Origin of the sequence: Pseudorhodoferax sp. Leaf274 (assembly GCF_001422445.1) — a bacterium.
In the GTDB taxonomy this organism is placed as follows: domain Bacteria; phylum Pseudomonadota; class Gammaproteobacteria; order Burkholderiales; family Burkholderiaceae_C; genus Pseudorhodoferax.
This window is the reverse complement of record NZ_LMNA01000004.1, coordinates 156856-180418: the sequence shown is the minus strand read 5'-3', so window position 1 is coordinate 180418 and position 23563 is coordinate 156856. Positions and strand designations below refer to the sequence as shown.

At 71.9% G+C, this 23563-nt stretch carries 16 protein-coding genes; 5 read left to right on the top strand and 11 right to left on the bottom strand.

Going from position 1 to position 23563, the window contains the following annotated elements; genetic code table 11:
* Positions 1-9 precede the first annotated feature (9 nt).
* Positions 10-1620: an FAD-binding oxidoreductase gene (locus ASF44_RS09070; protein ID WP_056898893.1), complete on the top strand. Its 1611-nt coding sequence runs from the start codon at positions 10-12 to the stop codon at positions 1618-1620.
* A gap of 65 nt (positions 1621-1685) precedes the next feature.
* On the opposite strand, the gene ASF44_RS09065 is transcribed toward ASF44_RS09070, so the two are convergent.
* From ASF44_RS09065 to ASF44_RS32315, 8 genes are all read right to left on the bottom strand, one after another.
* A complete protein-coding gene (locus ASF44_RS09065) occupies positions 1686-2471 on the bottom strand; it encodes an arylmalonate decarboxylase (protein WP_056898892.1) in 786 nt (261 codons plus the stop codon).
* Positions 2468-3367: a DUF4437 domain-containing protein gene (locus tag ASF44_RS09060; protein ID WP_056898891.1), complete on the bottom strand. Its 900-nt coding sequence runs from the start codon at positions 3365-3367 to the stop codon at positions 2468-2470. The genes ASF44_RS09065 and ASF44_RS09060 overlap by 4 nt, the downstream gene beginning before the upstream one ends.
* 108 nt (positions 3368-3475) lie before the next feature.
* On the bottom strand, positions 3476-5653 hold the full coding sequence (locus ASF44_RS09055) for a glycoside hydrolase family 3 C-terminal domain-containing protein (RefSeq protein ID WP_056898890.1): 2178 nt from the start codon (positions 5651-5653) through the stop codon (positions 3476-3478).
* 112 nt (positions 5654-5765) lie between these two features.
* On the bottom strand, positions 5766-6725 hold the full coding sequence (locus ASF44_RS09050) for a hydroxymethylglutaryl-CoA lyase (protein WP_056898889.1): 960 nt from the start codon (positions 6723-6725) through the stop codon (positions 5766-5768).
* A complete protein-coding gene (locus ASF44_RS09045; protein ID WP_056898888.1) occupies positions 6722-7651 on the bottom strand; it encodes a polysaccharide deacetylase family protein in 930 nt (309 codons plus the stop codon). Before ASF44_RS09045 ends, ASF44_RS09050 begins: the two co-directional genes overlap by 4 nt.
* A gap of 2 nt (positions 7652-7653) precedes the next feature.
* On the bottom strand, positions 7654-8571 hold the full coding sequence (locus tag ASF44_RS09040) for a polysaccharide deacetylase family protein (protein ID WP_056898887.1): 918 nt from the start codon (positions 8569-8571) through the stop codon (positions 7654-7656).
* Positions 8568-9254, bottom strand: coding sequence for an isochorismatase family protein (locus ASF44_RS09035; protein ID WP_056898886.1), 687 nt, complete (start codon positions 9252-9254; stop codon positions 8568-8570). The genes ASF44_RS09040 and ASF44_RS09035 overlap by 4 nt, the downstream gene beginning before the upstream one ends.
* A 131-nt stretch (positions 9255-9385) precedes the next feature.
* Positions 9386-9781, bottom strand: a complete 396-nt coding sequence (locus ASF44_RS32315; RefSeq protein ID WP_162243795.1) for a cytochrome c family protein — start codon at positions 9779-9781, stop codon at positions 9386-9388.
* A gap of 220 nt (positions 9782-10001) precedes the next feature.
* On the opposite strand from ASF44_RS32315, the gene ASF44_RS09025 reads away from it, so the two are divergent.
* From ASF44_RS09025 to ASF44_RS30900, 3 genes are all read left to right on the top strand, one after another.
* Positions 10002-11207, top strand: a complete 1206-nt coding sequence (locus ASF44_RS09025) for an NAD(P)/FAD-dependent oxidoreductase (protein WP_056898884.1) — start codon at positions 10002-10004, stop codon at positions 11205-11207.
* A 184-nt stretch (positions 11208-11391) separates the two neighbouring features.
* On the top strand, positions 11392-13878 hold the full coding sequence (locus ASF44_RS09020; protein WP_162243794.1) for a TonB-dependent receptor: 2487 nt from the start codon (positions 11392-11394) through the stop codon (positions 13876-13878).
* 38 nt (positions 13879-13916) lie between these two features.
* Positions 13917-14864 carry an alpha/beta fold hydrolase gene (locus ASF44_RS30900; protein WP_162243793.1) on the top strand — a complete coding sequence of 316 codons (948 nt, stop codon included), beginning with the start codon at positions 13917-13919 and terminating at the stop codon, positions 14862-14864.
* Positions 14865-14918: 54 nt separating this feature from the next.
* On the opposite strand, the gene ASF44_RS09010 is transcribed toward ASF44_RS30900, so the two are convergent.
* From ASF44_RS09010 to ASF44_RS09000, 3 genes are all read right to left on the bottom strand, one after another.
* The gene (locus tag ASF44_RS09010; RefSeq protein WP_056898882.1) at positions 14919-16616 is read right to left on the bottom strand and encodes a bifunctional diguanylate cyclase/phosphodiesterase; all 1698 of its coding nucleotides are present in this window, start codon (positions 16614-16616) and stop codon (positions 14919-14921) included.
* 94 nt (positions 16617-16710) lie between these two features.
* A complete protein-coding gene (locus tag ASF44_RS09005; RefSeq protein WP_056898881.1) occupies positions 16711-21066 on the bottom strand; it encodes a DEAD/DEAH box helicase in 4356 nt (1451 codons plus the stop codon).
* A gap of 34 nt (positions 21067-21100) precedes the next feature.
* Entirely contained in the window at positions 21101-21319 is a 219-nt protein-coding gene (locus tag ASF44_RS09000; protein WP_056898880.1) for a hypothetical protein, read from the bottom strand.
* Between the two features lie 156 nt (positions 21320-21475).
* Between ASF44_RS09000 and ASF44_RS08995 the strand changes: the two genes are divergently transcribed.
* The gene (locus ASF44_RS08995; protein WP_056898879.1) at positions 21476-23557 is read left to right on the top strand and encodes a spermidine synthase; all 2082 of its coding nucleotides are present in this window, start codon (positions 21476-21478) and stop codon (positions 23555-23557) included.
* The last annotated feature ends 6 nt before the right edge of the window (positions 23558-23563 follow it).

Genomic DNA, 23563 nt, shown 5'->3' with positions numbered 1-23563 from the left:
GGAGTCGTGATGTCGGTGATCGCAGAAGAAGTGGGGGGCGCGCTGCGCCAGTTGAAGGCCACGCTGTCGGCCATCGTGGGCGAGGCGCATGTGCGCGACGACGACGCCACGCGCACGCTGCACAGCCAGGACATCTGGGGTGCGGGGCCTGCGCGCGTGGCGCTGGTCGTGGCGCCCGGATCGGTGGCCGACATCGCCGCCACGGTGCGCGCCGTGCGGCAGGCCGGCCACGTGCTGGCGCCACGCGGCGCCGGCATGGGCTACACCGGTGCCTACCTGGTGGATTCGGCGCGCGCCGTGTCGCTGGACCTGTCGCGCATGGACCGCATCCTGGAGGTGCGCAGCGAGGACATGTGCGTGACGGTGGAACCCGGCTGCACCTGGGCCGCCTTGCGCGCCGTGCTCGCGCCGCTGGGCCTGCGCACGCCGTTCTGGGGGCCGATGTCCGGCCTGCGCTCCACCGTGGGCGGCGCCGTCTCGCAGCATGCGGCCATGCTCGGCGCGGGGCAGCATGGCATCTCGGCCGACAGCGTGGTCGCGCTCACCGTGGTGCTGGGCGACGGGCAGGTGCTGCGCACCGGCGCGCGCGGGCAGGGCGGCGACGCGCCGTTTTTCCGCCACTACGGCCCCGACCTGACCGGGCTGTTCTGCGGCGACGGCGGCGCGCTGGGCATCAAGGCTGCCATCACGCTGCGGCTGATGCCGCTGCCGGCCCACGAGGACCACGCCTCCTTCGCGTTCCAGGCCGGGCGCGACCTGCTGGCCGCCATGGCGGCGATGGCGCGCGCCGGCATCGCCTGCGAGATGTGCGCGTTCGACCCCGGCCTCACGCGCGTGCGCATGCAGCGTTCGTCGCTGTCGGGCGACGTGAAGACGCTGGGCGCGGTGGTGGGCCAGCAGAAGTCGCTGGTCAAGGGGCTGCTGGCCGCCGGCAGGATCGCGCTGGCCGGGCGCGACTTCGTGGGCGAGGAGAACTACTCGCTGCACATGGTCGCGGAAGGCCGCAGCGCGGCCGGCGTGCAGGCCGACATCGCCCTGGCCCGGCGCATCGCCGCCGAGCACCGCGGCGAGGAGATCGCCAACACCATCGCCAAGGTGATCCGCGCGCAGCCCTTCCCGCCGCTCAACAGCGTGATGGGCCCGGGCGGCGAGCGCTGGGCGCCCGTGCACGGCGTGGCCGCGCTGTCGGCCGCCGGCGATGTGTTCGAGGCCCTGCAGCAGGTGTTCGCCGACATGGCGGACGCCTTCGCGCGGGCGGGCGTGAAGACCGGCTACCTGTTCACCTCGGTGTCGACGAATGCGCTGCTGGTCGAGCCGGTGTTCTACTGGCCCGGCGAACGGCTGGCCGTGCATGCGGCCGCGATGCAGCCCGAGCACCTGGCGCGCCTGCCGGCCCTGCCCGACGACCCGGCCGCCACGGCCGTGGTGGTGGAGGCGCGCCGGCGCGTGGTGGCGGTGTTCGAGCGCTTCGGCTGCGGGCACTTCCAGATCGGGCGCAGCTATCCGTACCGGCAGAGCCGCGATGCCGCGTCGTGGGCGGTGCTGGAGGCGGTGAAGGCGGCGGTGGATCCGCAGGGGGTGGTGAACCCCGGGGTGCTGGGCCTGGGCAGCGCCGGTTGATTGCGGCCGGTGCCGGCACCCCAGGGTGCCGGCGGCCACGGCCTCGGCGCTGCTGCGCGCCTGGTTCAGTCGCGCTGCAAGTCCAGGTGCTGCAGCAGCGGCCCGAAGCCATCCACCGCATCCCGGATGCCGTTGGTGCGCAGCGCATGCCAGTAGGTCGCGGTGTTGATCGCGATCACCGGCTTGCCCAGGAAGGCCTCGGCGTACGGCGCCAGCCGCGCCATCGACAGGTTGGTGCCGACCTGCACGATGGCGTCGATGTCGTCGCCGTCGAGCTCCTTCAGCGCCTGGGCCAGCTGCGTCTCGCCCACGCGCGAGATGTCGGTCCAGCTCCTGCAGCGCAGCGGGATGTCGCGCACCTGCTCGATGCCGTAGTCGCTGAAGAAGTGCTTCACGTGCGCGTTGGCCACCGGGTAGTAGGGCGAGATCACGGCCACGCGGCGGATGCCGCCATAGGCCTTGATCGCTTCCACGCAGCTGATCGGGCCGACGCTGAACTCCTTGCCGCTGATCTCGCGCAGGTGCTTGAGCTGGCGGTGGCAGGCCTCGGCGCCGCCCACGAAGGACACGGCCGAGACGCCCATGACCATGTAGTCGGGCTCGGCCGTCATCGCGGTGCGCACGGCCGCATCGACCGCGCCCTGCAGGATGTCGATGCCGGCCATGAAGGACTCGTCGGACAGCGCCTTGGCGTTCTCGATGTAGATGTCGCGGTACTGGTTGGTCACGCCGGCCGGGCGCATGGCCGCGAACTCGGGCTCGACCACGGTATTGGTCGAAGGGCCGAACACGGCGAACACCTTGCGCCAGCCGCAGGTGTCGCGGCCTTGGGGTCTGGGTACCGTGCTCATACGTAGGCCGGATCTTTCATGGGACCGACGGAGCGCGACCGCGTGGCCTGCAGCAGCACGGGCGGCTCGCTGCCCGGGAAGTCCGGGCCCCAGTTCACGGGCGTGCCGTGCATCTGCACGCTGGCGTTGTCGGTGTACCAGTCGACCAGCCGGCCGTCGCAGCGCAGCAGCCAGGTCGTGCCTTCCTCGCCCGCCACGAAATCGCCATGGCGCACGCCGGCCGGGCGGAAGAAGTAGGTGCCCGGGTACATGGTGCCGAAGTTGTATTCGAAGCTGCCCTCCAGCGTGAAGGCTTCCTCGTAGCAGGGGTGGTGGGCGAGCGGGTGCTCCTTCCAGTTGGCCTTGGCGTGGATCAGCCGCGTGTAGAAGCCCGTCACCTTGTCGTGGTGCAGCAGCTTGATGAACAGCCCGGGCACGGGCGTGCCGCCACGCGAGAAGTCCATGGGGCTGCCGTGCGTGGGGTGGGTCACGTCGTACCAGTCCATCTGGCTGGCCCGCTTGATGACGAGTTCGTGCGCGGCATGGCGGTGCGCGCCGTGCGCATCGCCGGGCGTGAAGGCCCAGTCGGCGTACTCGCGGAACAGCAGGATGCGCGTGCCGGCCTTGGCGCGCACGGCGGGCATCAGCACGCCCTGCGGGGCCATCAGGTAGTCGTCCTTGCGCAGCACCTCGTCGCCCACGCCGATCTCGCCCGCCAGCACATACCACTCGGTCTGCGCCGCGTGCAGGCCGGCGGGGCGGCTCCAGTCGCTCGTGAACTCCACGAGCAGCGAGGCCTCGCCTTTTTCCTCGCAGTAGTTGAGGTTGCGCTGGCGCGCCTCGCCGCTGCCGTGCGGCAGCTCGGCGATGTGCCAGATCAGGTCTTTCTCGTCGATCAACTCTACATGCGGTCGCATTGCGTTCGTCCTGGAACAAGGGTTGGGGATAGGCCATGATGCCGACCGGCCCGGCATTCGCCACCCGCCGGTCGGCGTGTGTCCGCCTGTTGAATGAAGCGGCGTTGTTCAGGGCTTGAGCCGCATGGCGGGCAGCGTCAGCTCGACCGTCGGGCCGAGCGCCGAGGCGCTCTTGCCGAAGGCGAAGGTGTAGCGGCCGGCCGGCACGGTCCAGCCCCCTGCGCTGTAGTCCGCCAGCAGGCGCGGATCGACGCGCAGGCTCACTTGCTGCTGCTGGCCCGGTTCGAGCGTGAGCTTGCGAAAGCCCACCAGCCGCTGCAGTTGCTGGCCGTTGCGCGCCACCAGGTAGGCCTGCGGCACATCGGCGCCGGCCCGCGCGCCATCGTTGCGCACGGACACGCCCAGTTCCACGGCGTCGCCCTGGCGGGCCCACGGCTGGCTGTGGCTGAAGGCGGTGTAGCCCAGGCCGTGGCCAAACGCGAACAGCGGCGCCTGCCCGGTCCTGGCGAACCAGCGGTAGCCGGCGTCCGAGCCCTCCGGATACGGCACCTGGACCGGCGTGCGTGGCGGCAGGCCCAGGCCCGGCAGCGCGCCGCGCGGGGTCTGCGCCAGGTCGTGCGGAAAGCTCATCGGCAGCCGGCCCGATGGGTTCACCTGGCCGACCAGCACGTCGGCCACGGCCTGGCCGCCTTCCTGGCCCGGGTACCAGGCCTGCACCACGGCGCGCACGTCCGCGAGCCAGGGCATGGTGATGGGGTTGCCGGTCTGCAGCACGACCACGGTGTTCGGGTTGGCCGCGGCCAGCTGGGCGATCAGCGCGTCCTGCCCCTGCGGCAGCGCCAGCGAGCCGGAATCCTGGCCCTCGCCCTCCCATTTGTTGGCGAACACCAGCACCAGGTCGGCCTTGGCCGCGTGGGCTGCCCCCACCTCGGGCGAGTAGCCGCTCTGGAAGCTGATCTGGGCCTTGGGCAGGGCGGCGCGCAGCGCGGCCAGCGGCGAGGAGGGCAGGAACACCTGGCGCGTGAACATGCCCATGATGTCGTCGGCACGGCCGCCGACCACGCGCGGCGCGCCGTTGCTCGGCGTCACCTGGCTGGAGCCGCCGCCCGCCAGCACGCCGAAGTCGGCGCTGCCGCCCACCACCAGCACGCGCTTGCCCTCCAGCGCCGAGGCGGCGAGCGGCAGCGCGCCGTCGTTCTTGAGCAGCACGATGCCGGCCCGCGCCGCCTCCAGCGCCACCCTGGCGTTGGCGGCGTAGTCGATGGGTTGCGGCGCGTACGCCGTGTCGATGCCCACCGCATACAGGCTGCGCAGGATGCGCCGCACCGCGTCGGACACGCGGTCCGGCGCCACCTTGCCCGCGTCGATGAGCTGCTGCAGCGGCGCGCCGAACCAGGCCTGCCGGTCGAGCTGGCTGCCGGCCTGCTGGTCCAGGCCGGCGTTGATGAAGCCGGCGTCGGTCACGGCGCCCCAGTCGGACATGACCCATCCCTTGTAGCCCCAGTCGCGCTTGAGCACGGTGTTGAGCAGGTGGTCGTTGCCGCAGGCCTTGTGGCCGTTGACCAGGTTGTAGGCGCACATCACCGAAGCGGGCTGGCCGATCTCGATGCCGAGCTGGAAGGCAAGCAGCTCGCCCTCGCGCAGCGCGGCCTCGTCCATCACCGCATCGGCGTACAGGCGCAGCGTCTCCTGCGCGTTGAGCGCGAAGTGCTTGATGGTCGAGGCCACGCCCTCGCCTTGCGTGCCGCGGATGGCGTGGCCGGCCAGCACGCCGGCCAGCCAGGGGTCCTCGCCCAGGTACTCGAAATTGCGGCCGTTGCGCGGGTCCAGCGTCAGGTTCACGCCGCCGCCCAGCAGGATGTTGAAGCCCTTGGCCCGTGCCTCCTGCGCCACGGTGGCGCCCAGCCGCTGCGCCAGGTCGGGGTCGAACGCGGAGGCCAGCGCCAGGCCCGAGGGCATGGCCGTGGCCACGTCGCCGGGGCGGCCCTGGTTCGGGTTGGTCACGCCCAGGCCCGCATCGGTGGCCCACTGCGCCGGCACGCCGAGCCGGGGAACGCCGGCCACATAGCCCGCCATGGCCGGCGTGTCCGGCGGGATCTCGACCTGCGTGGGCAGCGCCGCCACCGGCATCACGCCCAGCAGCAGGCGCATGCGTTCGGCATGCGTCATCTGCGCCTCGGTGCGCGCTGCCTTGGTGTCGGCGTCTTCGGCGGCATGGGCCACGCTGGCGCCGGCGAGCGCGGCCAGCAGCAGCGTGAGGCCGGACATGCGGAAAGGACGGGGCATCGGTGATCGTTCCTGCAGAAAGGAGGGAGGGCTCGGTGCGTGTCGAGGAATTGCCTGACCCGGGCGCGCAACGTGCCGGCCGGTCAGCACCGGCCGGAACTTGCAGGCCGGTTCATGGCGAGGCAGCCGCCAGCGCCGCGGACAGGAAACCCTTGGGCAGGCCGGCCAGCGGCGTCATGCCGTACAGCGGCTCCTCGGGCAGGGCCCGCTGCAGCAGCGCGCGCACGGCGAACAGGGCCTCGATGTCGATGCCGGTGCGCAGGCCCATGGCCTCCAGCATGAAGACCAGGTCCTCGGTGACGATGCTGCCGCTGGCGCCAGGCGTGAGCGGGCAGCCGCCCAGGCCGGCCAGCGAAGCATCCAGCGTGGTGAGGCCCACGTCCAGCGCCGCCACCACGTTGGCCAGGCCCTGGCCCCGCGTGTTGTGCAGGTGGATGCCGGTCAGCTGGTCGCGCCCGACGGCGGCCCAGACCGAGCGGATCAGCCGGCGCACCTGGGCCGGATTGGCGTAGCCGCTGGTGTCGGCAAGGCCGACCTCGTCGCAGCCCGCCTCCATCAACGCCACGGCCAGGTGCAGCACCCGCTCCTGCGGCACCGCGCCTTCCAGCGTGCAGCCGAAGGCCGTCGCCAGGCTGCCCTCGAAGTGCGGGCGCTGCGTTGGCGGCAGGCTGCGGATCAAGGCGGCGATCTGGCGCACCTCGTCCAGCATCTGCACGTGGGTGCGGCGCAGGTTGCGCAGGCTGTGCGTCTCGCTGACCGACAGCGGGATGGTGATCTTGTGCGCGCCAGCCGCGACCGCCGCCTGCGCGCCCTTGAGGTTGGGCACCAGCACCGCGACGTTCAGGCCGGCAATGGCCCGGGCATGCGCCACCAGCTCGGCCGTGTCGGCCAGCTGCGGCAGCACGTGTGCCGGCACGAAGGATCCGACCTCGATCTCGGCCACGCCGGCCGCCGCGGCGGCCGTGATCCAGGCCTTCTTGGCCGCGGTGGGCATGGTGGCCTTGACGTTCTGCAGCCCGCCGCGCGGGCCGACTTCGCTCACGAGCACGTCGCGCCGCACACCGTGGGTCATGCCGCCACCTGCTGCGCCGCGAAGGCGTCGACGATCGCCCCGGGCGGCGCCTGCCAGGCTTCGCCGCACGCAGCGATGTGGCGCAGCACGGTCTCCAGGTGCTGGATGCGGTGCGGTTGGCCCATCACCCAGGGGTGCAGCGACAGCGTGAGCAGCCGCCCGCCCTGCGCCCGCGCCTCGGCCAGCAGCAGCTCGAACGCGTCGATCACCTGCTCGGCCCACGAGGCCTCGGCGTGCAGGTTGTCCATGACCACGAAGCGGTCCTCGATCTCGGTGGCCAGCGGCAGGTTCCACAGGTCGCCCTGCGCGGTGTGGAAGCGGTAGGGCAACTCGTCGTTGACCCAGTCCGCGCAGTAGTCGATGCCCTCGGCCTTCAGCAGCTCGGGCGTGTTCGGGCCCTGCAGCTTGCCGGGGCTGAGCCAGCCGCGCACGGCCTGGCCGCTGAGTTCGCGCAGCGTGGCCAGCGACCGCTGCACGAGCGCGCGCTCGTCCGCGATGGCGATGCCGCCGGCGTGCGGCGTGTCCATCGACCAGGAGTGGCCCAGCACCTCGTCGCCACGTTCGCGGATCGCGCGCATCAGCGCCGGGTAGCGCAGCGCCAGCTCGGCGTTGATGGCAAAGCTGGGGCGCATGCCGTGGGCGTCGAAGGCGCGCAGGAAGCGGTGGATGCCCACGCGGTTGCCGTAGTCGCGCAGCGTGAAATGCCGCAGGTCGGGGTGCGGCATGGTCATCGAGCCCGGCAGCCTGATCCTGGCCTGCGGGTTCATCGGAAAGTGCTGCAGGCTCACGTTGATCCACACCGCCAACGGCTTGCCGCCGGGCCATCGCACGGGTGGCCGGTCGGTCAGCATGGACCAGGCGTAGCGGTCGTGGTCCATGCCGTAGCGGCGCATGGGGTAGTCGAGATGGATGGGGTCCAGGGCCATGGTCAGGCGCCTCCGTTCTGGCGCGCGATGTCGGCCAGCGCGGCGTCGTGGTGGTGCGCGAGGAAGTGCTCGGCGATCTCGCGGCCGGTGGTCACCCACACGTCGGGGTGGCCGGTGATGTAAGCCAGCGCATCCTCGAAGGCCTTGAGCCGGTGCGGGCAGCTCACCTGGTAGTTGTGCGTGGGGATGCACATCACCGTGCCGGACTCGGCGCCCTCGGCGTACAGGCGGTCGAAGCTGTCCTTGATCATCTGCCCGTAGCGGCGCGGCTCGACCTTGTTCACCACGTAGGCGATGGTGTCGTTCAATTCCAGCGAGTAGGGCACCGAGACGAAGCGCTGGCCCCCGCGCACGCGCAGCGGCGTGGGCTGGTCGTCGTGGAACAGGTCGCAGGTGTAGGTGCCGCCGAGCTCGGCGAACAGGTCCAGCGTGTGCTCGCTGTGCGACAGGGCCGGCGCGAGGTAGCCCGCGGGCGTGCGGCCGGTGTGCTCGGCGATGGTCTCGATGGATTCGCGGATCATCGCGCGCTCCTGCGCCTCGGACATGCCGTAGGTGTAGCGCGTGTTGTAGATGCCGTGGCTGAAGAACTCCCAGTCGCGCTCGCGGCACATGCGGACGATCTCCGGGTGGTGCGTGCACAGCGCGGTGGAAAGCGAGATCGAGCCGCGCACGCCGTACTTGTCGAGCAGCTGCATCTGGCGCATGTGGCCCACGCGGTTGCCGTAGTCGCGGATCGAGTAGCCGGGCACCGCGGGCGAGGGATGCGGCCAGGCCGCGCGCGCCGGGTTGGCGGGCGGCGCCAGTTCGTAGAACTCGATGTTGGGCGCCACCCAGAAGGCCACGCGCGCGCCACCGGGCCAGCCGATCTTCGGCCGGCCGTGGTAGGGCCAGTGGTCGTAGTGGCCGGTGTCGGCTTTCATGCGGACTCCTGCGCCCGTTCGTCGAGCCAGCCCAGCGTCTCGGCGACGTCGACGACGTCGGCGTACTTGAGCATCAGGTCGGTCAGGTTGGCGAAGTGGTAGGACTCGTGCTTGTCGGCCACGCACTGCTCGGGCACGATGGTGCGGTATCCGCGCGAGAGCGAATCCACCGCCGCGGCGCGCACGCAGCCCGAGGTCGATCCGCCGGTGATGACCACCGTGTCGACCTGGTGCCAGACCAGCAGCGACTGGAGCGGCGTCTCGAAGAACGGCGAGGGCATGCGCTTGCTGTAGACCAGGTCGCGCCCGTGGGCGCCGGTCTGGATCTCGCAACGCGCGTCGAAGGCTGCCCGGCGCGAGCCGTGCTTGATGTTCTGCAGCGAGTCGGGCGTGTCGGTGCGCGTGCCCCAGACGCCGGCATCCTCGCCTGACTCGGCGTAGGCCACATGCGTCCAGACCACCGGCCACCCGAGCGCTCGGAAGCGCCTGGCCAGTGCGTTCACATGCTCGATCTGGCGCGGGTCGGTCTCATACGCTGTCTTGAACTCGTCGACGCGCGTGTAGGCGCACTGAAAGTCGATGTTCACCAGCACCGCCTTGCGGCCGTAGCCGAAGCGGGCGCGCTGCGGGTTGGCCTTGATGTCGGCCCAGATCTGGCGGGCTGTCTTGTCGGATGTTTCCATGCGTGGCTCCAGGGGAAAGTGCCTTGCCGGTCGGCAGGCCTGCGCCCTTTGCCCACCATAGGTCGGCGGCGCGGCGCCGGCCACGGCGATCGGCCGGCTGATCGGCCTGCGGACAGAGGGCCTGCGCGGCCCTACTTGAGCGTGCGCATGTAGTCGATGAGCGCCTGGCGTTCGGCCGCGTCGGGCATGCCCATGAACGCCATCGTCGTGCCGGGCACCACGGCCGTCGGCCGGGCGAGCCAGGCGTGCAGCTGCGCCTCGTCCCAGACGAACTTCTTGGACTTCATGGCGGCGGAGTAGCCGTAGTTGGGCAGCCCGCCTGCCGGGCGGCCGATCAGGTCCTGCAGGTGCGGCCCCATCTTGGCGGGGCCGCCGGCCTTGGCCTCGTGGCAGGCCGCGCAGCGCATGAACAGGCGCTTGCCCATGTCCACGCTCGCGGCCGCTGGTGCGCCCTGCGACCAGGCCGCGCCTGCGAGCAGCCACGCCGCCGGCGCTGTCCAGAGCATCCGCCCCCAATTGATCTGCATGTCCGGTCCCTTTCGTTGATGTGGCGGGCGCCACGGTCTGCGGGAGATGCTAGGTGGGGGGTGTGCGCGGTGCACGGCGGAATGCGGCCGTGTTCGCCCTGCGGCAGTGGGCGGGCCGGCGTATCCACCAGATGGACGCCGGCGCGGGCTGATGCGATGGCGGCGCCGGCCCACGGTGAGGATGCGCGCTCCCTCGTTCTGCCTCAGGCATCCATTCATCATGATCACCCACCACACCGAGGTGTTGGTCGCCGGCCTGGGGCCGGTTGGCGCCACGGCCGCGCTGTCATTGGCCCGCCGCGGCATTGCGGTCACGGCCATCGAACCCCTGGCCAGCTCCGCGACCGACCTGCGTGCATCCACCTACCACGCGCCGACGCTGGAAATCCTGGACGACCTGGGTGCCGCCGGCACGCTGTTCGGCCAGGGGCTGAAGGCGCCGGTCTACCAGTACCGCGACCGCCAGAGCGGCGACGTGTTCGAGTTCGACCTGACCGAGATCGCCGACCGCACCCGCTTTCCCTACCGCATCCAGTGCGAGCAGCACCGGGTGACGGCCAGCATCGTCGAGCAGGTGCAGGGCGAGCCCAGTGCCACGGTGCTGCAGGGCCAGCGCGTTCTGTTCGTCGAGCAGGACGAGGAGGGCGTGACGGCCTATGTCGAGAGCGCCAACGCGGTCGAGCGCTGGCGCGCGCGCCATCTGCTGGCCACCGACGGCGCCAGCAGCGTGGTGCGCAAGGTGCTGGGGCTGCAGTTCCCCGGCTTCACCTACGACGACCGCTTCGTCTGCTTCTCGACCGAGCACCCGATCGAGGAGGCCTTCGACAACCTGAGCCACGTCAATTACATCTCCGATCCGAAGGAGTGGATGGTGGTGCTGCGGGTGCCCGGGATGTGGCGCGTCCTGGTGCCTGCGCCGGCCGGGTTCAGCGACGCGCAGCTGGTCTCGGAGGACTACAAGAACGGCGTCTTCGGCCGCATGCTGGGCCGCGACTGCGACGTGGCCACCCGGCACCGCACGATCTACCGCGTGCACCAGCGCGTGTGCGAGCGCTTCGCGGTGGGCCGCATCCTGCTGGCCGGCGATGCCGTGCACCTGAACAGCCCGATGGGCGGCTTCGGGATGAACAGCGGCGTGCACGACGCCATCAACGCCTGCGACAAGCTGGTGCAGGTGCTGCGCCACGGCGCGGACGCCGCGCAGCAGACCGCGTTGTACGAGCGCCAGCGCCAGACCATCACACGCGACTTCGTGCAGGCCCAGACCATCGAGAGCACACGCCTGATGCGCGATGGCTGGGCCAGCGCCCGCGCCGAGCGTGCCGACGCGCTGGGCAGGCTCATGAAGGACCGCGCCGCGCGCCGCGCCTACCTGCTCAAGCAGGCCATGTTCACGAGCCTGGAGCAGGCCGCCGCCATCCAGTAGCCGCGCGCGCGGCTGTGACAAACGCCGCCCGCACCGCCCGCGTGTTCACCTGCCGACTTCGGCCCAACTGCGACCCGCGTGCCGGCGCATGTCTCGCAGATATTCGCACCAGACCCCGCCACGGCACCCCCGGATGCCGGCGATCACCTCGGCCCCACACCCACCACTGCCCGGAGTTTTCAGCATGAAGACCTCTCAACTTCCAGACGCTGTGCGTCGCCCGCACCGTCTGGTGCCCACCGCCGTCGCCATGGCCTGCGCGATGTTCGCGAGCTCGGCCATCGCACAGGTGCAAGCGCCTGTCCCCGTGGAAGCCAGCACCTCCCCGGCCGCTGCCGAAACGCCACCCGAGACGGCCACGTCCAACGCGCTGCCTACCGTCAGCGTGACGGCGCGCAAGCGCAACGAGAAGATGCTGGAGGTGCCGATCTCCATGCAGTCGCTGTCGGACAAGGAGCTGCGCGCCGGCGGCATCACCGAGGTGAAGGACCTGGCCGCGCAGACCGGCTTCAACTTCAGCTCGTCGCAGGGCTCCGGCGCGCAGGGCCGCTCCACCGGCGTGACCACCTTCCGCGGCCTGCAGGGCGAGCTGAACTTCCCTTGGGAGAACTCGGGCGGTGTCTTCATCGATGGCATCTTCATCTCCGGCGGCGTGGCCAGCATCGGCATGACCGACGTGGCGCGCGTGGAGGTGCTCAAGGGCCCGCAGAACGCCTTCTTCGGCCGCAGCACCTTCGGCGGCGCGGTGAACTTCATCACCCGCAATCCCTCGTCCGAACTGGGCGGAGCGGTCAACACCACCGTCGACAACCGGGGCTCCAAGGACCTGGATGCCACCATCGAAGGGCCGATCAAGACCGACGTGCTGAACGGCCGCCTGTCCTTCGGTAGCCGCAACAAGGCCGCGCAGTTCCGCGCCACCGACGGCGGTGCGCTGGGCGAGGAAGAGACCCGCTTCGTCAGCGGCACGCTGTACCTGACGCCGACCGACAAGTCGTGGGTGCGCCTGCGCGCGCACTACCAGCGCGACGAGGATTCCACCCCCGCCACCGGCCTGATCCCTGCCGCAGGCAACACCAGCTGCCAGGGCCGCACCTACACCGGCAACGACGCCGCCGGAAACCCGGTGAACTTCACGCCGAGCGTGGCGTACTTCTGCGGCGGACTGCCTTCTTACGGCACCGTGGGCTCGCGTGTGTTCGATGCCAACACCGCCATCCCCGCCAACGCGGTGGCCGCGATGGTCGACAACGCGCTGAACGAACCGTTCCTGGCCAAGGCGCCGAAGCTGGACCACACCGGCCTGCTGCGCGAGATCAAGCGCGTGTCGGCGCAGGGCGGCGTCGAGCTGCCCCACCAGATGGACCTGGCGCTGAACGCCGGCTTCAACGAGTCCTACTCCAGCAGCATCTACGACGTGGACCGCAGCAAGGCCTCCAACTTCCTCGCGCAGCAGTCGATGCTGAGCAAGGACCTGACGGTGGACGCACGCCTGTCGACCAACCCGCGCTCGCCGCTGCGCGGCACGCTGGGCGCCAGCTACTTCCGCTCCACCTTCCAGCTCCAGCAGATCGACATGAGCATGGCGCTGGGCCAGACCACGCCGGCCATCGGCACGGGCAACTACCAGAACGTGAGCTCGTCGGTGCCGGCGGTGTACGGTTCGGCCGAATACGACTTCAACGAGCGCTGGACGCTGACGGGCGAGGCACGCTACCAGAAGGACACGGTGGAGTTCACCTCTCCTGCAGGCCTGAAGACGGACAACACCGCCAAGAACCTGCTGCCGCGCCTGACGTTGCGCTTCAAGCCCATCGAGAGCATGTCGACCTACATCAGCGCGGCGCGCGGCGTTCAGCCGCTGTCGGCCAACAGCGGCTACATCAACGCCAGCGCGGCCGGCAAGGCCTACCTGCGCTCGTTGTACCCGAACATCTCGGAGTTCACGGAGCAGCCCAAGCTCGACTCGCTGGAGCTGGGCATCAAGCAGCGCGTGAACCCCAGCTGGCAGTATTCCGCGGCCATCTACACGCAGACGTGGAAGGACCGCATGTCCAGCACCTCGGTCTTCAACCCGACCAGCTGCGGCGTGACCGTCGGCACGGCGGCCTGCCCCTTCACCGCCTCCGGCTCGGGCGTGACCATCGGCAACGAGGCGCGCGTGACCGGCCTGGAACTGGCGGTGGATGCGCAGCTCTCGCGCCAGTGGGCCATGGGTGCCTACCTCGACGTGAAGCGCGCCAAGTGGAGCCGCGTGGACGCCACCAATGCCGTGCTGACGCGCCCGGCCGTGAACTTCGACGGCAACAGCCTGGCGCGCACGCCCAGCGTGACCGCAGCCGCCAACATCACCTACCGCTACACGCTCAGCGACGAATGGAAGGCCTTCACGCGCGGCGACGTGACCTTCGTGGGCAAGCGCTGGGACACCGACTACAACTTCTTCCAGGTCGGCTCGTACAACAGCTTCGACCTGCGCCAGGGTTTCGAGAAGGACAACTTCTCCATCGAGCTGTTCGTCAAGAATGTGTTCAACCACCGCGGCTGGACGTCGGCATCGCGCATCGTCGACCTGAGCATGACGCCGGTGACGAATTTCTCGCAGCAGGGCGTGCTGGTCAACGTGCAGGACGAGCGCAGCTTCGGCGCCCGCATGCGCTACACGTTCTGATCCGCCGAGCGATGTCCAACGGACCCGAGGACCAAGGCATGAACAACCGCAGGAGCTTTCTGGGCGCCAGCGCCTGTGTCGCTTCCGTCGCGGCCGGCGCGGCCAGTGCGGCAGATCTCGCAGGCTCTGGCCCGGCCGCCGCCCCGCGCCCCGTGCCGTTCGCCGGCATCATGGGCCGCGGCTATGCCCGCGGGCCGCATGGCCTAGTGCATTTCCACGACTCCGTCGGCCTGGTCAAGCCGCCGGCGGGCGAGCTGCCGCTGCTGCTGCTGCACCAGTCGCCCGCGTCGGCTCGCCAGTTCGAGCGCGCCTTCCAGCCGCTGGTGCAGCGCAACGTGCGCTTCATCGCGGTGGACACGCCGGGTTTCGGCTTCTCCGATCCCACGCCGAAGATGCCGCGCGTCGAAGAGTGGGCCAGCTCGTTCGTGGCGGTGCTGGACCACCTGGGCATCGAGCGCGTCGACGTGCTGGGCCACCACACCGGCTCGCTCAGCGCGACCGAGATCGCGCTGCAGTTTCCCAAGCGCGTGCGGCGGCTCATCCTCAACGGGCCGTTCCCGGTCAACGAGGAGGAGCGGCAGAAGTTCCTGGCCAACATCGGCCGCAGCCACGAGCGCGGCAAGCCCAAGCTGGACGGCTCGCACCTGCTGACCAGTTTCCAGATGCGCGTGCGCATGTACGGGCCGGACCCCGATCCGCAGACCATCACCCGCATCGTGGTGGAGAAGTACCAGGGCCTGGGGCCCTACACCTGGGGCCACGACAGCGCGTTCGTCTACGACCAGGCCGCGGCGCTGCCCCGCATCCAGCACCCGACCATGGTGCTGACCAACACGGGCGACGACATCTACCCGATGGCGCTGCGGGCCGCGGCCGCGCGGCCGGACTTCGCGTTCCACGCGCTGCAAGGCGGCACGCACGACATCGTCGACCAGCAGCCCGAGGCCTGGAGCGACGCCGTGGTCGACTACCTGCGGCGCGCGTAACGCTGCGACCGTGGCTGCGACCGTGATGCGACGCGCCCGGTGGCCCGCGGCCGCTCAGTGCAGCGGCCGCGGCAGGGGCGACTTCCCCGGTGCCGGGCCGGTCGGCATGGCCATGGCGTGCAACAGCGCGCCGGCCGGCACCGGCCGCGCGAAGTAGTAGCCCTGGAACAGCTGGCAGCCGCGGCCGGCGAGCTCGCGCACTTCCAGTTCGGTCTCCGCGCCTTCGGCCACCACCTGCAGGTCCAGGCCCTTGGCCAGCTCGATCAGGGCGCTGCAGATGGCCTGGTTCTGGCGCAGGCCCTGCACGCCGCTGACGAATTCGCGGTCGATCTTGAGCTTGTCGAAGGGCAGCGTGCGCAGTGCGCTCATGCTGGCGTAGCCGGTGCCGAAGTCGTCGATGGCGATGCGGATGCCGGCCTCGCGCAGCTTCGTGAAGACGCGCCGGGTGTGCGCATGGTCGGCGGTGGCGGCCGTCTCGGTCAGCTCGATCTCCAGCTGGTCCGGCGCGATGCGGTAGCCGGCGAGGGTGTCGATCACGAGCTGGTTCAGCGCCGGATTCTGGAACTGGCGGGCCGACACGTTGATGGCCAGTCGAAAGCCCGGCAGGCCGCCGGTGTTCCACGCCTGCAGCTGCGCGCAGGCCTGGCGCAGCACCCACAGGCCCAAGGGCTCCATGAGGCCCGCGGCTTCGGCGGCGCCGATGAAGGCGTGCGGCAGCACCATGCCGCGCTCCGGATGGTTCCAGCGCAGCAGGGCCTCGGCGCCGACGGTGCGCCCGGCCTGCACGTCCACCACGGGTTGGAAGTGCAGCTCGAACTCGTCGTGCTGGAGCGCGCGGCGCAGTTCGTGCTCCAGCCGCAGGCGCTGCTGCGCGTTCTCGCGGGCGTGCGGCGAATGCAGCGCCACGGGCGCCAGCGCACTGGCTTGGCTGGCGGCGGAGATGGCCGCATCGACGAGGGCCGCCGCCCCGGTGGCGTCCACGGGATGCGCGGCCAGGCCGGCGTGCAGCACCGGGTGCACCACGATGGCGCCGACCGGGCATTCCTGCGCGCAGCTGGCCAGGCCCGCGCGCACGCGCACGGCCACGCCTTCGCCGGCGCCGACCAGGCAGCCGAAGGCGCGCGCGCCGATGCGCGAGAGCTGGTCGCCAAACTCGGCGTGCTCGCGCAGCCGCGCGCCGATCTGCCGCATGGCCTCTTCGGCATGCCGCACGTCCAGGGTGTGGGCGATGCGCGGCAGGTTGTCGAACTGCAGTGCCGCCACCACCACCGGCTGCCCGCCGGCGATGCGCTGCGCCACCTGTTGCTCGAAGTGCCTGCGGTTGGGCAGGTCGGACGCCTCGTCGATGTACGACAGGCGGTGCAGGGCCGCGCCCAGTTCCTGCAGGGTCTGCTGGGTGTCGGCCATCAGGGTGCCGACCTCGTCGGTGAAGCCGTCCGGCAGCGCCGCGTGCCGGCGCCCTTCGCGGAAGGCGCGCAGCGCGCCCGAGGTCAGCGCCAGCGGGCGCAGCAGGTGGCCCAGCGCCAGCAGCGTCGCCGCGGTGCCCAGCAGCGTGGCCACGAGCGTGACGACCAGCGTCTCGGCCAGCAGGCGCCAGTCGCCCGAGCTGCGGAACACGTACCACAGCGCCAGCACGATCAGCGGCACGTGGATGCCGATGAAGGCCAGCAGCAGGATCTTGGCGCGGTAGTTCAGGCGCCGGAAGGCGGCGAGCTTGCGGTAGAGCCAGAGGCTGCCATCGGAGGTGTCCATGCGTGAACCCGTTGGATGCGCCGTCGGCGACCGCGCGCGCGGATTCTCGTGCCTCGGCCGGCGCGCGGAAAGCCGCGCGTGGCGGACCGGCCCTTCAGGCGGGCGGCAACCTGGCCAGGGCCGGCGCGCCAGGCACCTGGCTCTGCGGCATGCCGGGCAGCTGGCCCAGCACGCGCGCGGCCTCGGCCTGCTCGGCGGGCGACAGCGCCACCAGCGCCTCCATGCGCCCGGCGGTCCAGCTGGCGATCGCCACCCCGTCGCGGTAGAGCACGCGCGCACCGGCCTGGCGCGGCACGCGGCTGCCGGGCAGGATGCTGCCCAGCAGGTTGGCCGGGTCGGCCGCCGCCAGGCAGACCAGCTGCCCGTCGTGGGCTTGGCGCCGCGTCTGCCGCAGCGCGGCGATGGCCTCGGGCAGCGCGAACTGCTCGCCCGCCACGCCGGCGATGAAGCGGCCACCGCGCAGCTCGCCGCGCGCCTCCAGCCGCCGGTACACGCGCACGAGGTCGCGCCAGCGCGGCAGCCAGGGCGCCTCGCGCTCCAGCAGGTTCCAGCAGACCACGCCGTAGCGGCGCAGCAGCGCCTGCGCGACGTGCTCCAGCGCCTCGGCCTGGGCGGCGGGCGCGGCCGGTTCCGCGGGGCGCCGCACCAGGGTCCAGCGGCCGGCATCCTGCACGCCGAACAGCGCCACGCCACGGCGCCGGCGCGCCTGGGCACTGTGGCGCTTGGCCGCCGGCAGCATCAGCGCGCGCAGGCCGGCCGTGCTGTCGCAGTGCACCTGGCCGTGCGCCACCAGTTCGGCCAGCGCGTCCTCGAGTTCGGCGGGCAGCAGGCGGGCGCCGGCCTCGATCTCGTCGAAGAACGAGGCCCCGTGCGCGCCCAGCCAGTCCAGCACGCGGCGCGCGCGGCCGCTGGCCTGGGCGTCGCCGGCCGGGGCGGGCGCCAGCCGGGTCCAGACGCCGGCATGGCGGCGCGGCAGCAGCACGATGGGCGCGGCGCGCAGGGCCACGGCGCCGCCGCTGCGGCCGCCCGCGTCGGCCGGCCGCAGCCGAGCCCACAGGCTGCGGCCGGCGGTGGTGAGTTCGTCGAGCCAGCCGCTGGCGTAGTCGGCCAGCCGCGCGGGCAGCAGGTCGGCCTCCCAGGCGGCCGCGGGCGCTTCGTAGCCTTCGAGCTGGGCCAGCAGGCCGGCCAGCGCCTCGGGGCCGCGCATGCGGCTGGCCGCGCCCACGTGCTGCCAGTCGAACAGGAAGCGCATGAAGTCGCGCGGCTCCACCGGCTCGATCTCGCGCCGCAGCTGGTGCAGCGTGTAGCGGTGGATGCGCGCGAGCAGGTGGCGTTCGCACCATTGGGGTCCGGGCGCGCCGGGCGTGAACACGCCCTGCATGGCCGAGCCCTCGCGCTGCAGCGCGGCCAGGCCGGCCTGCACCGTGGCCGGCGGCAGGTGCAGCTCGGCCGCCAGCCGGGCCGGCGTGACGGGCCCCAGGCCGGACAGGCGCATGCGCAGCAGCGCGGTGGCGGCCTCGTCCGGGTCGGCGGCTTCGCTGGCCGGCACCAGCGCCAGCGGCGGTTCGGGCCGGCCCTGCGGATGCACCTGCTGCAGCAGCGCCAGCCGCTCGGCCGCGACCCACAGCGCGGCCCCGTCGCCCGGCAGCAGCCGCGTGGCACGTCCGGCGGCCACCAGCCTGGCCAGCAGGCCGGGCCAGTGCGCAGCCTGCGCAGCCTCGGCCTCGGTCAACGCGCCCAGGCCGCAGAGCGCCTCGTGCAGTTCGTCGGGCGTGCGGGCCTGCGGCCAGGCCTGCTCGCGCACGCTGGCGATGGCGCCGGGGTCGAGCTGGCCCAGCGCGTCGCCGCTCTCGGGGTCGGCGTAGCGCCGGTTCTGCACGGCCTGGGTGCGGCGTTCCTCCAGCGGCGCGTCGTCCAGGAAGGCGTAGGGCCGCGCGTTGAGGGCCTCGGCGGCCAGTGGCGAGGGGGCGGGCAGGTCGCGCGCGACCACGGCCACCGTGCCGTCGGCCAGGCCCTGCAGCACGCGCAGCCAGCCGGCACTGTCCATGGCCTCGTGCAGGCAGTCGCGCAGCGTCTGCGCCACCAGCGGGTGCGCGGGCACCTCGCGCGGGCCCTGCAGGTTCTCGGCGCAGGCCACCTGGTCGGGGAACACGGCGGCCAGCAGGTCTTCGGACTTCATGCGCTGCAGCTGCGGCGCCACCCGGCGCCCGCCCGCGAAGCGCGGCAGCGCCAACGCGGTGGTGGCGTTCCAGCGCCAGCGCACGCCGAACAGCGGCGCGTCCAGCACGGCCTGCACCAGCACGTCCAGCGCGGTGGCCGGGTGCAGGTAGTGCGCCACCTCCTCCAGCGGGAAGCTGTGGCTGGTCGACAGCGAGAGCACGATGGCGTCGTCGGTGGCCGCGGCCTGCAGTTCGAAGTTGAAGCTGCGGCAAAAGCGCTTGCGCAGCGCCAGCCCCCAGGCGCGGTTGAGCCGGCTGCCGAAGGGCGCGTGCAGCACCAGCTGCATGCCGCCGGAGGCATCGAAGAAGCGCTCCAGCACCACGCACTGCTGCGTGGGCAAGGCGCCGAGCACGCCCAGCGCGCGGCCGAGCAGGTCGACGATCTGCTGCGCGGCGTCCGCGTCCAGCGCCAGCTGCTGCTGGAGCCAGTCGCGCGCCGCGGCCGGGTCGGGCCGCAGCCGTCCGGCCAGTTCGGCGCGCAAGCGCGAGACGCCCAGCGAGAGCGCATCGCTGCGCCCCGGCGCCTCGCCCAGCCAGAACGGGATGTTGGGCGCCGCGCCCTGCGCGTCCTCCACCCGCACGCGGCCGGGTTCGATCTTGAGGATGCGGTAGCTCGTGTTGCCGAGCTGGAACACGTCGCCGGCCAGGCTTTCGACGGCGAAGTCCTCGTGCACGCTGCCCACCGTCTGGGCCTGCGGCTCCAGCAGCACGGCGTAATCGCCGGTGTCGGGGATGGTGCCGCCCGAGGTCAGCGCGGTCATGCGCGCGCCCTTGCGCTCGCGCAGCAGCTGGTGCACGGCATCGCGGTGCACGTAGCTGCCGCGCTGGCCCTGGCGCGTGGCCGTGCCCTCGGCCAGCATGCGCACGACGGCGTCGAAGTCGGCGCGCGCAAGCCGGGCATAGGGCCAGGCCCGGCGCACCAGCGCGTAGAGCGCGTCCTCGTGCCACTCCTGGCAGGCGGTCTCGGCCACGATCTGCTGCGCCAGCACGTCCAGCGGCTGCGGCACGATGGCCAGGGTGTCCAGCTCGCCGCGGCGCACGCAGTCCAGCAGCGCCGCGCACTCCAGCAGCTCGCCCTGCGACTGCGGGAACAGCCGCGCCTTGGGCACGCCGCCGACCGCGTGGCCCGAGCGGCCCGCGCGCTGCAGGAAGGTGGAGATGGCGCGCGGCGAGCCGAGCTGGCAGACCAGGTCGACCTCGCCGATGTCCAGGCCCAGTTCCAGCGAGGCCGTGGCCACCAGCAGCTTGAGTTCGCCGCGCTTGAGGCGCTGTTCGGCGTCCAGCCGCAGGTCGCGCGCCAGGCTGCCGTGGTGGGCGGCCACGGCCTCCTTGCCGAGCCGGTCGGCCAGGTGGCGCGCGGCGCGCTCGGCCATGCGCCGCGTGTTCACGAACACCAGCGTGGTGCGGTGCGCCAGCGCGAGTTCGGCCACGCGGCCGTAGACCTGCTCCCACTGCGCGTTGGACATCACGGCGGCCAGCGGCGTGGGCGGCAGCTCCAGCGCGAGGTCGCGGCGCTTGGCGTAGCCGATGTCGACGATGGCGCAGTCCGCCCGGCCCTGGGCATCGATGGCCCCGGCGCCGACCAGGAAGCGCGCCACCTCCTCGATGGGCTTTTGCGTGGCCGACAGCCCGATGCGCGTGAACGGTGCGCCCGTCAACGCCAGCAGCCGCTCCAGCGAGAGCGCCAGGTGGCTGCCGCGTTTGTTGGCGGCCAGCGCGTGGATCTCGTCGACGATGACCGTGCGCACGCCGCCCAGCATGCGCCGCCCCGAAGCCGAACCCAGCAGCACGTAGAGCGACTCGGGCGTGGTGACCAGGATGTGCGGCGGTTTGCGGATGCTCAGCGCGCGCTCGCGTGCCGGCGTGTCGCCCGTGCGCACGGCCACGCGGATGGCCGGCTCGGGCAGGCCGCGTGCCGCCAGTTCGGCGCGGATGCCGTCCAGCGGCGCGATCAGGTTCAGCGCGATGTCGTTGGACAGCGCCTTGAGCGGCGAGACGTAGACCACCTGCACGCCGTCGGCGAGCCCTGCGGGCCCCAGGCCCTGGCGCACCAGGTCGTCCAGCGCCGCGAGGAAGGCCGTCAGCGTCTTGCCCGAGCCCGTCGGCGCGGCCACCAGCGTGTGCCGGCCCGCGCGGATGCTGGGCCAGGCCGCGCGCTGGGCCGGCGTGGCGCGCTGGAACGCTGTGCGGAACCAGGCCGCGACGGCAGGGTGGAAGGCGCGCAGGGACATGGGCCGGCCATTGTGGCCGGGGCGCGCCGTGGTGTCAGGCGGCGAGCCGGATCGCCCCTTCGGCGACGTAGCGCTGGAAATCCGCGATCGGCATCGAGGTGCTGCTGTGCACCTCGCCGCCTTCTTCCTCCCAGCTCAGCGTGGCATCCTGGGGGGTGGTGCTCACCTCCACCGGCCCCTGGCGGATGACGAGCGACGGGCCATCGCCATCGCGGTATTCGACATTGCCGACGATCTGTGCGCTTTGTGCCATTGACCTTCTCCCGGGACACCGTGTCCGTGCGGGCAGTTTCCCCGGCGCCGCCACCGCCCACCAGCGGTCGACAAGCGTTTCGGCCGTGGGTGTTCTCCTACGGTCGTTCGGCGGCAGCCTGTGCAGAATGCGCCGACCTTGCAGCCAGGACCCCCGATGCTCATCACTCTCGCCAGCGGCGCCACCATCGTCCTTTCCAGCTTCCTGCTGTTCCTCGTGCAGCCCATCCTGGCCAAGCAGATCCTGCCCTGGTTCGGCGGCAGTTCCGCGGTGTGGACGGTCAGCATGGTGTTCTTCCAGTGCGCACTTCTGGCCGGCTACCTGTATGCGCACTGGCTGCAGGCGCGGCCACCGCGCGTGCAGCGCGTCGTGCACCTGGGGCTGCTGGCGGCCGCGCTGCTGACCCTGCCCATCGTGCCCGACGCGGTGTTCAAACCGGCCGGCGAGGCCGATGCCGCGCGCGGCATCCTCGCGCTGCTGGTGGTCACCGTGGGCCTGCCCTACATGTCGCTGGCGGCCACCTCGCCCCTGCTGCAGCGCTGGCTCAGCCAGGCCGTGGCGCCGGCGCAGCAGCGCCAGGTCTACCGGCTGTTCGCATGGTCCAACGCGGGCTCGCTGGCGGCCCTGCTGGCCTATCCCTTCCTCGTGGAGCCGTGGTTCGACAGTGGTGTCCAGTCGCGCGCCTGGAGCGTGGCCTACGTGGTGTTCGCGCTGGGCTGCGCCGGCGTGGCCTGGCGCGCCACCGCGGTGGCGGCCCCGGCCGGCGCGGCACCGGCCACGCTGGGCCGCGCGGTGCAGGCGGCCGAGCCCGTGCCCGGCCTGGGCCTGCATGCGGTGTGGACGGGGCTGGCCATGCTGCCCTCGGCGCTGCTGCTGGCCGTGACCACCCACATGACGCAGAACGTCGCGTCCATCCCGTTCCTGTGGATCGTGCCGCTGGCGCTGTACCTGCTGTCGTTCATGCTGGTGTTCGAGGGCCGCGGCGGGCGCGGCTGGTATCTCGGGCCGGTGGCGCGCCGGCTGTGGCTGCTGCCCACGCTGGCCGTGACCGTGGCCATGGCCTGGGCGCTGTCGGCCAGCGGCGGCGTGCTGCACATCCGCATCGCGATCCCCCTGTTCGCCTGCGGACTGTTCCTGGTCTGCATGGTCTGCCACGGCGAGATGGCCGCGCTGCGGCCGGCGCCGCAGCACCTCACGCGCTTTTACCTGTGCATGGCGCTGGGCGGCGCCATCGGCGGGCTGGGCGTGGGGCTGCTGGCGCCGCGCGTGCTGACGGCCTACTGGGAACTGCCGGGCCTGCTGCTGGCCGTGACGCTGGTCGGCCTGATGGCGGGCTGGCGCGCCGGGCTGGGCCGCTGGACGCTGCGTGCGCTGCCGCTGGCCGCCGCGCTGGCCGCCGTGGGCGGCGTCGGCTGGTACGGGCTGGAGTACGTGCGGGCCCAGCACGCCGGCAGCATCGCCAGCGCACGCAACACCTACGGCCTGCTGCGCGTGACCCAGGCCGGCAGCGGCGAGGAGGAGGTGCGGCGCCTCCTGCACGGCACCATCATGCACGGCGAGCAGTACACGGCCGAAGACCGCCGCCGCCTGCCCACCAGCTACTACGGCGAGACCAGCGGCATCGGCCGCCTGCTGGCCTACAAGGGCGAGTCCGGCCCGCTGCGCGTGGGTTCGGTGGGCCTGGGCACCGGCACGCTGCTGAGCTATGCGCGCAGCGGCGACGACTACGTGGTCTACGAACTCGACGCCCAGGTGGTGGAGACGGCCAGGCGCTGGTTCCGCTACATCGCCGACGCGCCCGCCACGCCGCAGATGCGCCTGGGTGATGCACGCCTGTCGATGGAGCGCGAACTGGCCGAGGGCAGGCCGGGCAATTACGACGTGATCGCGGTCGACGCGTTCTCCAGCGACTCGATCCCGGTGCACCTGCTCACGCGCGAGGCACTGGGCGTGTACACGGCCCACCTCAAGGAGGGCGGGCTGGTGGCCTTCCACATCTCCAACCGCTACCTGGACCTCTCGCCCGTGGTGGCGCAGCTGGCCCAGGCCCACGGCCTGCAGGCCTGGCAGGTGGACGACAGCCCGGTGGAGGACCACCTGAGCTTCACGAGCTGGGTGCTGGTCGGCCGCAGCATCCCCGACCGGCTGCAGGAGGCCGGCTGGCTGCTGCCTGCCACGCCCGACGCGCCGCTGTGGACAGACCAGTACAACAACCTGTTCAAGACGCTCAAGTTCTGACCGTCT

Excerpts from the sequence above, each read along its gene's own strand:
- ASF44_RS09070 (WP_056898893.1), top strand. The coding sequence starts at position 10 with ATGTCGGTGATCGCAGAAGAAGTGGGGGGCGCGCTGCGCCAGTTGAAG.
- ASF44_RS09065 (WP_056898892.1), bottom strand. The coding sequence starts at position 2,471 with ATGAGCACGGTACCCAGACCCCAAGGCCGCGACACCTGCGGCTGGCGC.
- ASF44_RS09060 (WP_056898891.1), bottom strand. The coding sequence starts at position 3,367 with ATGCGACCGCATGTAGAGTTGATCGACGAGAAAGACCTGATCTGGCAC.
- ASF44_RS09055 (WP_056898890.1), bottom strand. The coding sequence starts at position 5,653 with ATGCCCCGTCCTTTCCGCATGTCCGGCCTCACGCTGCTGCTGGCCGCG.
- ASF44_RS09050 (WP_056898889.1), bottom strand. The coding sequence starts at position 6,725 with ATGACCCACGGTGTGCGGCGCGACGTGCTCGTGAGCGAAGTCGGCCCG.
- ASF44_RS09045 (WP_056898888.1), bottom strand. The coding sequence starts at position 7,651 with ATGGCCCTGGACCCCATCCATCTCGACTACCCCATGCGCCGCTACGGC.
- ASF44_RS09040 (WP_056898887.1), bottom strand. The coding sequence starts at position 8,571 with ATGAAAGCCGACACCGGCCACTACGACCACTGGCCCTACCACGGCCGG.
- ASF44_RS09035 (WP_056898886.1), bottom strand. The coding sequence starts at position 9,254 with ATGGAAACATCCGACAAGACAGCCCGCCAGATCTGGGCCGACATCAAG.
- ASF44_RS32315 (WP_162243795.1), bottom strand. The coding sequence starts at position 9,781 with ATGCAGATCAATTGGGGGCGGATGCTCTGGACAGCGCCGGCGGCGTGG.
- ASF44_RS09025 (WP_056898884.1), top strand. The coding sequence starts at position 10,002 with ATGATCACCCACCACACCGAGGTGTTGGTCGCCGGCCTGGGGCCGGTT.
- ASF44_RS09020 (WP_162243794.1), top strand. The coding sequence starts at position 11,392 with ATGAAGACCTCTCAACTTCCAGACGCTGTGCGTCGCCCGCACCGTCTG.
- ASF44_RS30900 (WP_162243793.1), top strand. The coding sequence starts at position 13,917 with ATGAACAACCGCAGGAGCTTTCTGGGCGCCAGCGCCTGTGTCGCTTCC.
- ASF44_RS09010 (WP_056898882.1), bottom strand. The coding sequence starts at position 16,616 with ATGGACACCTCCGATGGCAGCCTCTGGCTCTACCGCAAGCTCGCCGCC.
- ASF44_RS09005 (WP_056898881.1), bottom strand. The coding sequence starts at position 21,066 with ATGTCCCTGCGCGCCTTCCACCCTGCCGTCGCGGCCTGGTTCCGCACA.
- ASF44_RS09000 (WP_056898880.1), bottom strand. The coding sequence starts at position 21,319 with ATGGCACAAAGCGCACAGATCGTCGGCAATGTCGAATACCGCGATGGC.
- ASF44_RS08995 (WP_056898879.1), top strand. The coding sequence starts at position 21,476 with ATGCTCATCACTCTCGCCAGCGGCGCCACCATCGTCCTTTCCAGCTTC.